Genomic DNA, 13,860 nt, shown 5'->3' with positions numbered 1-13,860 from the left:
TTTATCATACTTACACTTTTTCTAATTTTCCATTTTTTCAGAATAGACTTAAAAGACACTAACAACTATCAGTCAGACAGGTTCGCTGCTATGGAAAAAAAGCCAAAAAGATTTTCGTTATCCGGATCATATTTCACTGTTATCGGCAGCCAAACAGCCTTGAACAGGTTTATTCTTAAGGTAGAATTGAGACTGAAAATACTTTTTGGAGAATTGTAAGTTTTTCCGAACTGGTGTTCTAACTGAGTGAAGAACTTAAATTCCATCTTGGGTTCGTTATCTTTATTCTCAAGTAACACTTTATTCACCCCAAAATTGATTAAACCTACCTGATTATCATAATTTGTGGCTTGGTTCAGTGTATCTTTAGAAACTTTAAATGTGGCATTGGCTTCTATTTCCCAAGGTTTTCTTTGAAGTTTATTAGAAATCCCTACCGTCATTTTTGTTGCCATATTATAAATTCCCTGTTTATTTTCTCTGTCGTACTCCATAGCCGGAGAAACGGTCCAGAGCATTCTTCTTGAATAGGTTTCAGCAACTTCTTTATGCAGCATTTTAAGAGGGTCTTTTCCTTCCCGGTAGCTTTTTATAATTCTCTTATAATCTCCATCTTTTGTGACTTCTCTAAAAACATCACCATCAAAATTAATTTGGTTAATATCATTTGTAAGCGCCATAAAATCGCTTTTTTCTTTAGCATCGTCCCATTTTTTGTTTAAAGATTCCAGTTCTTTAGTATTGATATAGTCTTTTAGTGCTTCCAGTTCCCCATCTATATCTGTCTGTACTTTGCTTATTTCCTTATCTTCTAACCCTTCCAATACATCATCAAATTCTACTTGTTTCGATTGGCTTTCTTCATGGCTTAAATTCACCTTTGAAAATAAAGCCCGTAATCGTTTGCTTATTTTTGTCTGGGCAAAGCATGTATCCTCATATTTTGAGCTCTTATGTAATGATTGCAATATCGTATTGATCTGCGCTTTTACCGAATCAATTTTCTGATTACTTATTTCTTCTTTTTTTAGGAGTAAAGCATACAGTGATTTTTTAATATCAGCCTGTATAAACACATTCTTTTCAAGGGCTGCAAAATCTTTGGAATCCAATTTTTTTGTTTTTAAATCTTTATTATTAACAATTGCAGTTGTAAATCCAAAATAAATACTCGATACTGAATTTTGTTCGTTGGCTTTTAGCTTAAAATCAAATGAGGTTTGCTTAATAAAATCACTGGGTTCATCTTTTGAAAGATGGAATAAGGAATCAATGGCATACAATGTTGTATTAAGACTGAATGATTTCTCTTTGCTTGTAATGTTGTTCAATGCCGTTCTAAGAAATGTTGTCAGGATTTCTTTTGTATTATCTGTTTTGTAAAGATTAATAGCTTTATTGATCTCAGCTTTATCTTTTGATAATATTTCTATCTCTTTCTTTTGTGCTTTTATACAACAGCTGAAACATAAAAACACAAATACTATGATATTACCTATTGTTTTCATTTCTTTGTTTTTATGATATATCCTGGTGAAAAATCTGTATTTGAGAATGAAGCCTGAACAGGTTTTGCAATATCACCTGTGATGTTCATTTCAAATGTTCCAAACGTAAATCCTGTAATATCCACAATGTATGAAGTCCCTGGCTCCAGGTCATCAAGCTCAAAAATGAAACTTTTGTAGAATACTTTTCTTACATCATAGGGTTTATTGGTGGCATTAGAACTGAATACATCAATTATTGCCATATTATTTACACCTGTGCATGTTCCTTGAATGGTTAATTTTTTCATGATCTTAGTTTTTAATTATTGTTTATTGGGAGAATGGGTTAACGGTCTTGTAAAAGAAATTTTCATGGCTATTTGTTTTATATCTCAAATTTCCGCCTAAAAAACACGCCTGTCAATTACACAAACGGGTGATTATAAAAACAAAACAGCACCATTAAAAAATGATGCTGTTCAAAAAAAACTAATAATTATTTACAGTGTTATCTTAAAGAGTAAGCAGGTTCCCGAATCTCCGGAGGACTGTTCAAACTCACCGCCTTGTTCATTCATCCTTCTTCTCATATTCCGAAAGCCATTCCCTTCCCACTGCCCTTCGGAGATTCCAATCCCGTTATCTGATATTTTCATAGTAAAGACATTTTTTTCCTGGGAAAATGAAAGTTTCAGTTCATCTGCGCGGCTATGCTTATACCCATTATTAACCGCTTCTTTCAAACATAAAAAAAGATTCCGTCTCAGTTCTGTAGAGATGGGAATTTCTGATACAATATCTATGCTTTCTGACCATAGTTTTATTTGGGTCTTTTTCAGAAAATGATCAGCATATTGGATTGCATAGTCTATAAAGCTACCCAACGTATCATTTTCTGAATTCAGGCTCCAAAGCATTTCCCGCATGGAGATATTCATTTCTTCAGACGTTTTCAACAATTCATTGATATCATCCTGCACGTCATCTTTTTCTACTTTCTGTTTTAGGAATTCAGCCTGAAGCTTAAGGGCTGAAATACCAGCTCCAAGATCATCATGCATATCATGGGAAATACGTTCCCGTTCCTGCTCTATTGATTTTTGTTTTTCAAGTTCTTTTTGGAGAAGCTGGTTTTGATGCTCGACCTCTTTGAGTTGTTTCTCCTTGAGGTATAAAAGCTGTTTTCTGTTATACATTAACACAACAAAAATAATGAAGCCTACAAAGAACATCATAATGAAAACAGCAAGGATATAAGTTGCTTTAATTTCTGCGGGAAGTTCTTTCATTTTGTGTGAGTATTAATCCTATTAAAAATAAAAGATATACCATGATATTAACAATCGAAAAAGCTGTTATCAAAAAACTTAAAAGTTGGGAATCATTTTCCTGCAAAAAATACATAGGTATTGCCCTGAAAATAAAAAATACAGACCAGATCAGTAGGCCAGAACTTATCCAAAATAGGAAATGCTTCGTAATACTTTTTTCATCAACATTCTTAAGCTTATACATAAGCCAGGCTATTGAAAGAAAAATAAACAGAACTGGAAGGCTTATAATTGAAATAAAATTTAATTTCCCTACATCCGATATCTGGAATGTGTAAACATTAAAAAGAATAAGTATACTACAAAAACAAGCCGTTGTAATTTTGAAAATATTATTGGGAATACTTTTATAATAAATTGTTCCAAAATAGGAGACCGAAAGGAGAATGTATCCCCAAAACAATATATTCCTGTTGCATATTACCAGAAAAGGTAAGTTAACAGGAATGATGTCTACCATCATTATAAGAAGCAGATATAGGAAAAAATAAAATTGCTGTTTTGATTTATGCTTACCTATCCACAGATAAACTGAATATAGGAAACAGATCAAAACAACAATTTCATAAATTTTATTTAAGGACATTGCTGAGGACAAAGAGAGTTCATATCATAATCATTTAATCCCTGAATTGGCTTTCCTGCCATGTCTTCCGCATCAGTAAGAGTAGTTAGCTGGCCAATATCATTTCTATATTTCGTTATATAATAGGCCTTATTCTTTACTATTTCAATATTACCTGGATCTACTACTTCAGCCAATTTAAATTTCAATTGTTTAAATTTTACAGAAATATATCTATCATGAGCTTCAATACCTCCTTGCTGCTTTGCAAAGTCTATAGCATCAATTTTTAAATACTCTGTATTATTTTTTGTGACACAGAATTGATTAATATAAGGTTTGATATTCTTTTTATAATCCTCATGCATTACTTGAAAATCTTCAGGACTAACTTCAACCGCACCTGAGCTTAGAGACATCATTCCATAGTACTTATCTCCTATCAATTCATTATTACCATTAAAATAACCTAGCAGAATATAAAGTTTTCCATCATAGTTTTGTAGAGCGGTATATTTTGTTCCAAACTTACCCTGATTGAACTGGATGAAATAAAAACGAATTACTGATATTTTGTTGTTCCCTTGAAGGAAATGATTTATTTCCTCCCATTCTTTTTTACCTAAAATAAATTCATCACTCTTTAACAAATTCATTTTCACAAGCTCATTATATGTTTTACTTTTGAATTCACTCTGCATACGATTTGCAACATCCCTTGGTACTGGATCATATTGGGGTTTATTTTTGGTTAATTGCTGTAACTCTTCTAGAAATTTTTTATTTCCGTCACAGCTTATCAGTAGCAAAAAGAATAGTGCACTGAAAAAAAATTTAATAGTTTTCATGGTTTCTTAGTTTTTAGTTTGGTTGAGTTTATTGATGGCCTCCACTTTATTATTGACGTGAAGTTTTCTGTAGATATTTCCAACATGTTTTTTTACCGTATCCATGCTGATGAATGTTTTATCGGCAATTTCTTTGTACAGAAGCCCTTGTGAGAGGAGTTCCAGGATTTCTTTTTCGCGCTCGGTAAGCTCATCAAAGCCTTTAACCTCAGGAGATTCTTTTTCAAAATGATGCAGAACTTTGCGGGCGATAGAGAAACTAATGGGAGCGCCTCCGTTGTGTACGTCCCGGATAGAGGAAAGAATTTTATCCATACTTTCCCCCTTTACAAGATATCCCATAGCCCCTGCTTTTAAGGAATTGAAGATTTTTTCATCCTCTTCAAAGCTTGTACACATAATAAACTGGGTATTGGGCATGTCTTTCCGCAATTTGAGTATAATTTCAATTCCCAACATATCCTGTAACTGAATATCCATCATCACAACATCCGGAGAAATACTGGCGAGATTATTCAGGGCATCATTGCCATCAAAGAACTGAGCAATTACTTTCATGTCCTGTTGATAATTGATTACCTTCTTCAACGCATTGTTGTAGTTCTTCTCGTCTTCTACTATGGCTATAGAAATACTCATGTCCTTTTTGTTTGAAACAAATTTCAATAGAAAACAAAGCCGAATCAATTACCCCTTTGGGTAATTTTAAAATCAGAGTTTACATTTATGGTTCAGTCTTTAGTTTTATTAAATTTAACTAATTTTTCGTTTTAAAAAATAAATTATTTAATAATAATTTTAATTAAATAAACTTAACGTTGAATTAATAATAATTTTATAGCCGAAAAATCATCAGTTATTTCACAAGCTGTTCCAGAATCGGATGATCAATACTGCTTATCGAATTGTTATTTTCAAAAATTTGTTCGAATATCTGAATCTTATTGCTGCCTTTTTTCAACCAGACTCCGGGAATGTATAATGTTTGCTGAGGGCCCAATTTACTCCAATAGCGTCCTATATTTTTTCCGTTGATGAAAACGATTCCTTTACCCAGTTTCCGCATATCAAGAAAAGTATCTCCCGTTTCGTTAAGCATAAACTCAGCTTCCTGAATCACGGGGGAATGAGAAGCTATATTTTTTACTTTGTCAGAAAGATTTGGAAATGTATCAAAAGGTAAAGGAAGCATTTCCCAATTTCCGGAAACTTCAATGCCTCCCATTTTTACCGGGCTGATAATGCCTTTTGTATTGTGAACAATATCAGCTCCATAATTAATCCGACCCATATTTTCCACCAAAATCTCCAGCCTGCTTCCGGCTTTTATTTCAAGATCAAGATCGTATTTTTTGTTAACCCTGTTAAGCTCTCCTTTCCAAATGCCATTTATGTAGACATTGGCATAATCCCTCAATCCTTTTATCTCCAATATGCCTTTCTGATCTTTGTCGAATTTCCTTCTGTACAAAACGTACCCATGTCCGGTATTTAAGTCTTCAAAAGTGAGTGGCTGATTATTAACAACAGGCTTCTGCTGGTCAGTTATATCAAACAGGCTATTGAGCTTTGAAAACTTAATTTCAGGAATTGTAATTACTTTCATGGGTTTGGGAACTTCCGGAAGATGATCAGGATTGATTTTTTGAAAAGCTTCTCTCAACGCATTATATTTCGGAGTAGCCCAGCCTGCTTCATTGATAGGTGCATCATAATCATAACTTGTAAGATCAGGCTGAATATCGTGGTCTTTATCATAATTAGCTCCACTTGTAAAACCAAAATTTGTCCCTCCATGAATCATATAGTAATTAAAGGAAATTCCATTTTTTATATACAGCTCTGTCTGTTTCAGCACCTGTTCCGTGGAAACTTTTACAAATGGTTCTGCCCAATGATCCAACCATCCCGGATAATATTCCGCAACCATATAAGGCCCTTTTCCGTTATTGTACTCATTGATGCTTTTCTTTAAAACATCAATATCACTTTCACCATTTGCAGTAGGTAAAGCTCCGATAATAGATCCTCCTTTGAAAAGGGAACTTCCATCTGAAGTAAATAAGGGTGTGGAAATCCCAGCCTTCAAAAGCATATCTTTTATTTTGTGGCTGTATTTACGATGTTGGTCTAAAGGAATATCTTTTCTTTGCGCAACATAGGATCCAAATTCATTTTCTGCCTGAACCATAATTACGGGGCCTCCGTTATTAATCTGCAGGGGAACAATTTGTTTAGCCAGCTGATTGATGTATTTTTCACATTCGCCTAAAAAGGCTTTATTATCTGTTCTTATTTCAAGATCTTTATTCTTTTGCAGCCACCAGGGATACCCACCAAACTCCCATTCTGCACAAACATAAGGGCCGGGACGAATAATAACATACAATCCTACTTCTTTTGCTGTTTTAATGAACTTCTGTAAATCTTTCTCACCGGAAAAATTCCATTTGCCGGGAGCTTCTTCATGGTAATTCCAAAAGACATATGTGGTAACCGTATTCAGCCCCATTGCTTTCATCATTTGGAGGCGATGTTTCCAATATTGTGATGGAACTCTCGGGTAATGCATTTCTCCGGAATAGATGGTGAATGGCTTTCCATTCAATAAAAAATGACCCTCTTTAATTTCGAAATTTCCTTTCTGAGAAAATGCTAAATTTGTGGAGAGAATGAACAGAATAATACATATATATTTGTTGAAATTCTTCATAGTATAGGGCATGATTTTTGTAAAATTAAATTACAAAAAAATCAATTTGAATATCAAAAAAATAATCATGAAAAAAAGCATTTTGGTACTGGGTGCAGTACTTACATTAACAGCAGTAGGCTGCAAGAAAAGTGAAAGCGGAAACAAAAGCGTTATCAAGGCAGACAGTTCAGAAACCTTAGTAACGGATACCAACGGAAAAGTGGATTCAGTAACACAAAGTTCATCAACAATAGAGGTGAACGGTCAAAAAACTGAAAAAACCGATTTTGTTTATAAGGCAACAGACGGGACATTGGTAAAAGTAGTTTTCAAAAACGACCCTAAGGAAAATACGGTGGCTATCACCAGCAACAAGAAAACTTTCACTTTGCCTAAAACGGAAACCAAAGACGGTGAAACCATCTATAAAAAAGATGATATGACAGCCAGGGTAAAAGGAGACAGCATCCACCTTGAACAGGGCAATAATATTATTGAACTGAAAAGAACGAAGATCTAAATTGTAATACAGGTTTCGGGTTTCAGCATATATAAATTTGATATAACAAAAAAACCATCCGGAGTCCGGATGGTTTTCTATTTATATCTGAATGAATATTATTCTTCAGTTTTTTCTTCAGTAGTATCAGCTTTTGCTTCTTCTACTTTTTCTTCTACTACTGGAGCATCAGCAACTACTGCTTCAACTTTTTTAGATGTAGTAGCTCTTCTGCTTCTTCTCGTAGCTTTTTTCTCTTCAGCATTAGGGTTGTAAAGCTCGTTGAAATCTACCAATTCGATAAGAGCCATATCAGCAGCATCACCTGGTCTGAAACCTGTCTTAATGATTCTTGTATAACCACCGTTTCTTTCAGCGATTTTAGGAGCTACAGTTCTGAATAATTCAGCAACCGCAAATTTATTTTGAAGGTAAGAGAATACTACTCTTCTGTTATGTGTAGTATCTTCTTTTGCTTTTGTTAATAGAGGCTCAACATATACTCTTAAAGCCTTAGCTTTAGCTACAGTAGTGTTGATTCTTTTATGCTCAATTAGAGAACAAGCCATATTAGAAAGTAAAGCACTTCTGTGAGAAGCTGTTCTTCCTAAGTGATTGAATTTTTTACCGTGTCTCATTATTAATTATTTATCAGCGTCTAACTTATATTTTGCAACGTCGAAACCGAAGTTAAGACCTTTTGAATGCACTAATTCTTCTAGTTCTGTCAAAGATTTTTTACCAAAATTTCTGAATTTCATCAAATCAGACTTACTGTAAGAAACAAGTTCTCCAAGAGTTTCTACTTCAGCTGCTTTCAGACAGTTAAGGGCTCTTACAGAAAGATCCATATCTGCTAATTTAGACTTAAGTAGCTGCCTTGTATGAAGAGTTTCTTCATCGTACTGGATAGATGCTTTTACAGCTTCAGTTTCAAGAGTGATTCTCTCATCAGAGAATAACATGAAGTGATAAATTAATATCTTAGAAGCTTCTGTTAAAGCATTTTGAGGACTGATGGAACCATCAGTTTCTATATCTAGTACAAGTTTTTCGTAGTCTGTTTTTTGCTCTACACGATAATTTTCAATGCTGTATTGAACTTTCTTGATTGGCGTGAAAATAGAGTCAATAGCAATAGTACCAATAGGTGCATTGTTTGACTTATTTTGTTCTGAAGGAACATACCCTCTACCTTTTTCAATGTTGAAAGTAATTTCGAAAGTTACATCACTATTTAGGTTGCAGATCATTAGATCCGGGTTCAGCACCTCAAATCCGTTGATAGACTTTCCTAAATCACCAGCAGTAATAACCGTTTGACCTGAAACTTTAGCAACAACCTGCTCATTAGCCTGGCCTTCTGCTGTAGCTTTTAATCTTACCTGCTTAAGGTTAAGAATAATTTCGGTAACATCTTCGATTACTCCTGGAATAGTTGAAAATTCGTGCTCTACACCTTCTATTTTGATAGATGAAATAGCGTATCCTTCCAGAGAAGAAAGTAACACTCTTCTCAAAGCATTACCTATTGTAAGCCCGAAACCTGGTTCTAAAGGTCTGAATTCAAATTGACCTTTAAATTCATCAGAGTTAAGTAAAATTACTTTATCGGGTTTTATGAATTGTAAAATTGCCATATTATTGGGTTGAGCAAAAATTTGATTAAAAAATTATTTAGAGTAAAGTTCGACGATAAGGTTCTCCTTGATGTCTTCCGGAATCTGGATTCTTTCAGGAGCAGAAATGAAGGTACCTTCTTTCTTCTCATCGTTGAATTGTAACCACTCATAATTTGCTTTAGAAGCTAATGCATTTGTTACCACATCAAGAGATTTAGATTTCTCTCTTACAGCGATTACATCACCAGCTTTTACCAAATACGAAGGGATGTTAAGAATTTCTCCATTCACAGTAATGTGTCTGTGAGAAACTAGTTGTCTAGCACCAGATCTAGTTTTAGCAAAACCTAATCTGTATACTACGTTATCCAATCTTGATTCGCAAAGTTGTAAAAGAACTTCACCTGTTACTCCTTTGTTTCTGTGTGCTTTTTCAAATAGGTTAGCAAACTGTCTTTCTAAAATACCGTAAGTATATTTAGCTTTTTGTTTTTCAGCTAACTGAATTGCATATTCTGATTTTTTAGCACCTCTTCTTTTGTTAGGACCATGCTGTCCTGGTGGTTGGTTTTTTCTCTTTTCGAAGTTTTTATCATCTCCGTAGATTGCAGCTCCAAACTTTCTAGCAATCTTAGTTTTAGGTCCAATATATCTTGCCATAATGGGTAAATTCTAAAAATTAAACTCTTCTTCTTTTAGGTGGTCTACATCCATTGTGTGGCATTGGCGTCACATCAACGATTTCGCTAACTTCAATACCTGAATTGTGGATTGTTCTGATAGCAGATTCTCTACCTGCACCAGGACCTTTCACATACACCTTTACTCTTCTTAATCCAGCTTCGTGAGCAACATTAGAGCAATTTTCAGCTGCCATTTGAGCAGCAAAAGGAGTGTTCTTTTTAGAACCTCTGAATCCCATTTTACCGGCAGACGCCCAAGAGATAACCTCTCCACTTTTATTTGTTAAAGAAATGATGATGTTATTGAAAGAAGCTTGAATATGTGCTTCACCAATAGCTTCAACTTTTACTTTTCTTTTTTTAACTACTTTACTTTGTTTTGCCATAATTCCTAACGATTATTTACTTGCCTTTTTCTTGTTAGCAACTGTTTTTCTCTTTCCTTTACGGGTTCTAGAGTTGTTTTTCGTTCTCTGGCCTCTTAAAGGTAATCCTAGTCTGTGACGTATTCCTCGTTGGCATCCTATGTCCATCAATCTCTTGATGTTCAATTGCACTTCAGATCTTAATTCTCCTTCTACTTTTACGTTGTCAGAGATATATGTTCTGATTGCAGCCAATTCATCGTCATTCCATTCGTTGACTTTCTTGTCTTCGCTGATACCGGCAGCTTTAAGGATTTCAGAAGAAGTACTTCTTCCTACTCCATAGATGTAAGTTAAACCGATAACACCTCTTTTGTTTTTTGGTAAATCAATACCTGCAATTCTCGCCATAATTTAATGTTAGCCTTGTCTTTGTTTAAATTTTGGGTTCTTCTTGTTGATTACAAATAGGACACCTTTTCTGCGTACAATTTTGCAATCAGCGCTTCTTTTTTTAATTGATGCTCTTACTTTCATTTTGATAGTATTTATTTTTTAACAAATGCCAAATGGAATGTTTCTTCCATTTGGCTATTTTGTTTAATATCTAAATGTAATTCTCCCTTTCGTTAAATCATAGGGAGACATTTCTAGTTTTACCTTATCACCAGGTAAAAGTTTAATATAATGCATTCGCATTTTACCGGAAATATGAGCAATAAGTATATGCCCATTCTCAAGTTCTACACGGAACTGAGCGTTCGAAAGTGCTTCCGTTATAACGCCGTCTTGTTCAATATGTTTTTGTTTTGCCATAAATTAATATCCAGTCGTTCTAGACAGTTTAGACTGCATTAAACCATCATAGTGATGGTTCAGCAGATATGTATTAATCTGTTGAACAGTATCTAAAATTACTCCCACCATAATCAATAATGACGTTCCCCCGAAAAATAAGGCAAACGCATCTGTCTGAACAAAGCTTCCATGCACAATTGCTGGAAGGACTGCAAAGATAGATAAAAAAATTGCACCTGGCAAGGTAATTTTTGATAAAATATCATCTAAATAATCAGCTGTCTCTTTACCGGGTCTTACTTTCGGTACTAAACCTCCATTTCTCTTCAAATCATCAGCCATCTGGTTCACCGGAATTGTAATTGCAGTGTAGAAAAACGAGAAGATAATAATTAATAGCGCAAACAATACATTGTACTGCCAGCTAAAAACATTCTTGAAACCTGCAAGAAAAGTGTTAGACTCATCGAATTTTGTTAATAGTCCTGGTACGAACATCAATGCCTGGGCAAAGATAATCGGCATTACACCAGCAGCATTTACCTTCAATGGAATCCATTGTCTTGCTCCCTGCATAAGATTTCTGTTTACACCTCCTCTTGCTTGAGCTCTGCTTACATACTGAATTGGTATTTTTCTAACAGCTACAGATAGTATAACTGCTAAAAGAACCACCACCATCCAGAATAATACTTCAATAAGGATCATGATAGATCCCATTCCTCCTTTTCCGTTCTGCACGGCCATCTCCTGTACGAATGCTTCAGGTAATCTTGAAAGAATCCCTACCATAATAAGGATGGAAATACCATTTCCGATTCCTTTGTCGGTAATTTTTTCACCTAACCACATTGCGAATACTGAACCACCCACCAAGATTACAATACTTGGCAGCCAGAACATGATAGAATTTGGCTCTACAAAATATGCAGACTGGAATTGAGCATACGGTAAGAATAATTGAGTAATAGAAGTTAAGTAAGAAGGTGCCTGTACCAGACAAACTCCGATTGTTAACCATCTTGTAATTTGGTTCAATGTATTTCTACCTGACTCTCCATCTTTCTGAAGCTTCTGAAGATAAGGAATAGCCATCCCCATCAACTGAACAATAATAGAAGCAGAAATATAAGGCATGATTCCCAACGCCATTACGGAAGCGTGGCTGAAAGCTCCCCCCGTAAACGACGAAAGCAAGCCAAGGAGACCTGCTCCTTGCTTGTTACCGCCTTGATTTTTATAATGCTCTAAGAGATCTCCCACCTCTGCAAGGTTAATTGCAGGAAGTGAAATATAAGATGCGAATCTATACACAAGGATAATACCTAAAGTGAAGATAATCTTATCTCTTAATTCCTTTAGGCTCCAAATATTTTTAAGTGTTTGTATAAATTCTTTCATTAGTAAGTATTATAAGGTAATTGCTTTTCCACCTGCTTTAGCAATAAGCTCTTCAGCAGATTTAGTGAACTTGTCAGCAGAGATTGAAACCGCAGATTTCAATTCTCCTCTACCCATAATTTTCACTAATTCGTTTTTAGAAACTACACCATTTTCTACTAAAACTTCTTTCGTGATATCTCCAGTGATGGATTTGTTCTCGATTAAAGTCTGGATAGTATCAAGGTTAACTCCTCTAAACTCTTTTCTATTTACGTTTTTGAATCCGAATTTAGGTAATCTTCTTTGTAAAGGCATCTGACCTCCTTCAAAACCGATCTTCTGAGAATAACCAGCTCTTGCTTTCTGTCCTTTATGTCCTTTTGTAGCAGTACCTCCTTTTCCACTACCTTGACCTCTACCAATTCTTTTTGAATTGAAAGTAGATCCTGCAGCAGGTTTTATGTTATTTAAATTCATTTTAATTTCTTTTTTAAAAATTATTTTTGAACTTCAAGTAAATGACTAACTGCAGCTATCATTCCTAAGATAGAAGGAGTAGCTTCATGTTCTACAACTTGGTGAAGTTTCTTTAATCCTAATGCTTCAAGCGTTCTCTTTTGGGTTTTTGTTCTACCAATAGCGCTTCTTACTTGCTTTACTTTAATTGTTGCCATTGTTCTAATATTAACCGTTAAACACTTTACTTAGAGAAACTCCTCTCATTCTAGCGATCTCCTCAGGTCTTCTGATATCTAATAACGCTTTAAAAGTAGCTTTCACTACGTTGTGAGGGTTAGAAGATCCTTTAGACTTTGAAAGGATATCGTGAATACCTGCAGATTCCAATACCGCTCTTACCGCACCACCGGCGATAAGTCCTGTACCGTGAGAAGCAGGTCTTAAGAAGATATCTGCTCCACCGTATCTAGCAGTAGTTTGGTGAGGAATAGTGTGGTTCATTACAGGAACTTTCACAAGGTTTTTCTTAGCATCTTCCACTGCCTTAGCAATTGCAGAAGCAACCTCTTTAGATTTTCCTAAACCAAAACCGATAACACCTTCTTCGTTCCCTACTACAACAATAGCAGAAAATCCGAAAGCTCTACCTCCTTTAGTTACTTTTGTTACTCTGTTAACAGCTACGAGACGATCTTTTAATTCTAATCCTCCCGGTTTTACTCTTTCTATATTATCTAGTCCTAACATATTTTCCGAAATTTAATGATTAGAATTTAAGTCCTCCTTCTCTCGCACCATCAGCTAGAGCTTTCACTCTTCCATGGTATACGAAACCGTTTCTGTCAAATACAATACTTTCGATTCCTGCAGCAACCGCTTTAGCAGCGATAGCTTTACCTACAGCAGCAGAAATTTCAGTCTTAGTACCTTTAGCGTCTACACCTTTCTCTCTAGAAGAAGCTGATGCTAAAGTTTTACCATTTTTATCGTCGATTAACTGAGCGTAAATTTCCTTATTACTTTTGTATACAGATAATCTTGGCAATTCAGAAGATCCAGAGATTTTCCCTCTTACTCTTCTTTTGATTCTTATTCTTTTTTCTAATTTACTTAATGCCATAA

20 protein-coding genes are annotated in these 13,860 nt (G+C 34.9%); 2 read left to right on the top strand and 18 right to left on the bottom strand.

Going from position 1 to position 13,860, the window contains the following annotated elements; all coding sequences use genetic code 11:
- Window positions 1–68: 68 nt before the first annotated feature.
- The 3 genes from MP478_RS13760 to MP478_RS13750 form a co-directional block, all read right to left on the bottom strand.
- A complete protein-coding gene (locus MP478_RS13760) occupies window positions 69–1,508 on the bottom strand; it encodes a hypothetical protein (RefSeq protein WP_257200759.1) in 1,440 nt (479 codons plus the stop codon).
- Window positions 1,505–1,798: a hypothetical protein gene (locus tag MP478_RS13755; protein WP_230034113.1), complete on the bottom strand. Its 294-nt coding sequence runs from the start codon at window positions 1,796–1,798 to the stop codon at window positions 1,505–1,507. The genes MP478_RS13760 and MP478_RS13755 overlap by 4 nt, the downstream gene beginning before the upstream one ends.
- Window positions 1,799–1,990: 192 nt before the next feature.
- Window positions 1,991–2,779, bottom strand: coding sequence for a sensor histidine kinase (locus MP478_RS13750; protein ID WP_257200758.1), 789 nt, complete (start codon window positions 2,777–2,779; stop codon window positions 1,991–1,993).
- A 41-nt stretch (window positions 2,780–2,820) separates the two neighbouring features.
- Between MP478_RS13750 and MP478_RS13745 the strand changes: the two genes are divergently transcribed.
- Window positions 2,821–3,099, top strand: coding sequence for a hypothetical protein (locus MP478_RS13745; protein WP_143330523.1), 279 nt, complete (start codon window positions 2,821–2,823; stop codon window positions 3,097–3,099).
- A gap of 298 nt (window positions 3,100–3,397) precedes the next feature.
- Here the strand turns inward: MP478_RS13745 and MP478_RS13740 are convergent, their stop codons facing one another.
- From MP478_RS13740 to MP478_RS13730, 3 genes are all read right to left on the bottom strand, one after another.
- Complete coding sequence (locus tag MP478_RS13740; RefSeq protein ID WP_084086579.1) at window positions 3,398–4,234, bottom strand: hypothetical protein; 837 nt, start codon at window positions 4,232–4,234, stop codon at window positions 3,398–3,400.
- Window positions 4,235–4,240: 6 nt separating this feature from the next.
- On the bottom strand, window positions 4,241–4,873 hold the full coding sequence (locus tag MP478_RS13735; RefSeq protein WP_257200757.1) for a response regulator transcription factor: 633 nt from the start codon (window positions 4,871–4,873) through the stop codon (window positions 4,241–4,243).
- A 217-nt stretch (window positions 4,874–5,090) separates the two neighbouring features.
- A complete protein-coding gene (locus tag MP478_RS13730) occupies window positions 5,091–6,947 on the bottom strand; it encodes a beta-galactosidase (RefSeq protein WP_257200756.1) in 1,857 nt (618 codons plus the stop codon).
- 67 nt (window positions 6,948–7,014) lie between these two features.
- Here MP478_RS13730 and MP478_RS13725 point away from each other — a divergent pair, with 67 nt between their 5' ends.
- The gene (locus MP478_RS13725; RefSeq protein WP_257200755.1) at window positions 7,015–7,449 is read left to right on the top strand and encodes a hypothetical protein; all 435 of its coding nucleotides are present in this window, start codon (window positions 7,015–7,017) and stop codon (window positions 7,447–7,449) included.
- A 98-nt stretch (window positions 7,450–7,547) separates the two neighbouring features.
- Here the strand turns inward: MP478_RS13725 and rplQ are convergent, their stop codons facing one another.
- The 12 genes from rplQ to rplR form a co-directional block, all read right to left on the bottom strand.
- Window positions 7,548–8,066 (bottom strand): 50S ribosomal protein L17, encoded by a 519-nt coding sequence (gene rplQ, locus MP478_RS13720; RefSeq protein ID WP_047491461.1) that lies wholly within the window; start codon window positions 8,064–8,066, stop codon window positions 7,548–7,550.
- 6 nt (window positions 8,067–8,072) lie between these two features.
- Window positions 8,073–9,068 (bottom strand): DNA-directed RNA polymerase subunit alpha, encoded by a 996-nt coding sequence (locus MP478_RS13715; RefSeq protein ID WP_047491458.1) that lies wholly within the window; start codon window positions 9,066–9,068, stop codon window positions 8,073–8,075.
- 33 nt (window positions 9,069–9,101) lie between these two features.
- Window positions 9,102–9,710, bottom strand: a complete 609-nt coding sequence (rpsD, locus tag MP478_RS13710; RefSeq protein WP_230034101.1) for a 30S ribosomal protein S4 — start codon at window positions 9,708–9,710, stop codon at window positions 9,102–9,104.
- Between the two features lie 19 nt (window positions 9,711–9,729).
- Window positions 9,730–10,119, bottom strand: a complete 390-nt coding sequence (rpsK, locus tag MP478_RS13705; RefSeq protein WP_047491454.1) for a 30S ribosomal protein S11 — start codon at window positions 10,117–10,119, stop codon at window positions 9,730–9,732.
- Window positions 10,120–10,131: 12 nt separating this feature from the next.
- Window positions 10,132–10,509 carry a 30S ribosomal protein S13 gene (gene rpsM, locus MP478_RS13700; RefSeq protein ID WP_047491452.1) on the bottom strand — a complete coding sequence of 126 codons (378 nt, stop codon included), beginning with the start codon at window positions 10,507–10,509 and terminating at the stop codon, window positions 10,132–10,134.
- 9 nt (window positions 10,510–10,518) lie between these two features.
- Window positions 10,519–10,635, bottom strand: a complete 117-nt coding sequence (gene rpmJ / locus MP478_RS13695; RefSeq protein WP_007839480.1) for a 50S ribosomal protein L36 — start codon at window positions 10,633–10,635, stop codon at window positions 10,519–10,521.
- 63 nt (window positions 10,636–10,698) lie between these two features.
- On the bottom strand, window positions 10,699–10,914 hold the full coding sequence (infA, locus tag MP478_RS13690) for a translation initiation factor IF-1 (RefSeq protein WP_034684855.1): 216 nt from the start codon (window positions 10,912–10,914) through the stop codon (window positions 10,699–10,701).
- Between the two features lie 3 nt (window positions 10,915–10,917).
- Complete coding sequence (secY, locus tag MP478_RS13685; RefSeq protein ID WP_230034093.1) at window positions 10,918–12,297, bottom strand: preprotein translocase subunit SecY; 1,380 nt, start codon at window positions 12,295–12,297, stop codon at window positions 10,918–10,920.
- Between the two features lie 9 nt (window positions 12,298–12,306).
- Window positions 12,307–12,756 carry a 50S ribosomal protein L15 gene (gene rplO, locus MP478_RS13680; protein WP_230034091.1) on the bottom strand — a complete coding sequence of 150 codons (450 nt, stop codon included), beginning with the start codon at window positions 12,754–12,756 and terminating at the stop codon, window positions 12,307–12,309.
- A gap of 20 nt (window positions 12,757–12,776) precedes the next feature.
- Window positions 12,777–12,953: a 50S ribosomal protein L30 gene (rpmD, locus tag MP478_RS13675; protein WP_029297759.1), complete on the bottom strand. Its 177-nt coding sequence runs from the start codon at window positions 12,951–12,953 to the stop codon at window positions 12,777–12,779.
- A gap of 10 nt (window positions 12,954–12,963) precedes the next feature.
- Window positions 12,964–13,485 (bottom strand): 30S ribosomal protein S5, encoded by a 522-nt coding sequence (gene rpsE / locus MP478_RS13670; protein ID WP_042721505.1) that lies wholly within the window; start codon window positions 13,483–13,485, stop codon window positions 12,964–12,966.
- 19 nt (window positions 13,486–13,504) lie between these two features.
- Entirely contained in the window at window positions 13,505–13,858 is a 354-nt protein-coding gene (rplR, locus tag MP478_RS13665) for a 50S ribosomal protein L18 (RefSeq protein WP_047491441.1), read from the bottom strand.
- Window positions 13,859–13,860 lie beyond the last annotated feature (2 nt).

The sequence above is a fragment of the Chryseobacterium sp. WG14 genome, from assembly GCF_024586945.1.
Lineage (GTDB): Bacteria > Bacteroidota > Bacteroidia > Flavobacteriales > Weeksellaceae > Chryseobacterium.
The sequence above is the reverse complement of the archived record's forward strand: the minus strand, read 5'-3'. Positions and strand labels throughout refer to the sequence as shown.